Below are 932 nucleotides of genomic sequence, written 5' to 3'. Positions count from 1 at the left end.
CCTCCGCGATGACGAGCGGCATGCTGGCCGTTAACCCAAACATCGCACTCGTAATCCACCGCCTCGAAGTTTATGAACCACTGCGGATGCTCCAACGAGCTTGTCAGATTCTCAGCTGTAATCGTTCGTTTGTACCAAACAACTTCCGAGTCGTTCTGAGGGTCTTGCCATACATAGCCAGACCTCTTTGAGTCGGGCGGGAACGGCACGATAATGGCATGACCAAAGGAATCCGACCTATCGGTTTTATACCACTTCTGATCTAGCCCAACGTCATCGGGATCTTCTTGAAATCCCCATTCGCCATTAAGGCTGTGCCAATCTTCTCTGCACAGCTGCGGCCGTGGATAGCCGGCTTCTAACCATTTGAAGAAATTGTCATCGTTGACTCTCATATACCGACTATATGCTACGTAGCAAAGATATTTGCCACGTAGCAAACAAATCTTGTAACAATCTGATTACTTTTGTGACGCACGCCATGTTTATGAAAGAGCCCGGACTCGTATGTGCAAGTCCGGGCTCTTCTGCTTTACCTTGGCAAACCACCTCAAAATCGGTGGTAAACCTCAGTTTTCAAACTAGAAATCCCAGTCGTCGTCCTCAGTGTCTTCGATGTCGCCGATAACGTAAGAGGAACCTGAACCGGAGAAGAAGTCATGGTTCTCGTCCGCGTTTGGCGAAAGCGCAGCCAAGATTGCGGGGTTGACGTCCGTGCTCTCCGGCGGAAATAGCGACTCGTATCCCAGGTTCATGAGGGCCTTGTTCGCGTTATAGCGCAGGAACTTCTTCACGTCTTCCGTTAGACCTAGCGGATCGTACAGGTCTTCCGTGAACTTCTCTTCGTTCTCGTACAGTTCGTCCAAAAGCTCGAACGTGTAATCCTTCAGCTCGGCCTGGCGCTGCGGCGAGGCCTCTGCAACCGCCAGCTG

2 protein-coding genes are annotated in these 932 nt (G+C 51.2%); both read right to left on the bottom strand.

Annotated features, from left to right (window positions below; translation table 11 throughout):
- A partial coding sequence (locus tag HMPREF1627_RS10055) for a sugar-binding domain-containing protein (RefSeq protein WP_324606562.1) occupies positions 1–395 on the bottom strand: 395 nt, incomplete at its 3' end.
- A 186-nt stretch (positions 396–581) separates the two neighbouring features.
- The coding region (locus tag HMPREF1627_RS00185) for a ribonucleotide-diphosphate reductase subunit beta (protein ID WP_034499762.1) at positions 582–932 on the bottom strand (351 nt) is incomplete at its 5' end.

The sequence above is a fragment of the Actinomyces sp. S6-Spd3 genome (assembly GCF_000758755.1).
Classification (GTDB): Bacteria; Actinomycetota; Actinomycetes; order Actinomycetales; family Actinomycetaceae; genus Pauljensenia.
This window is presented reverse-complemented; position numbering and strand designations above follow the sequence as displayed.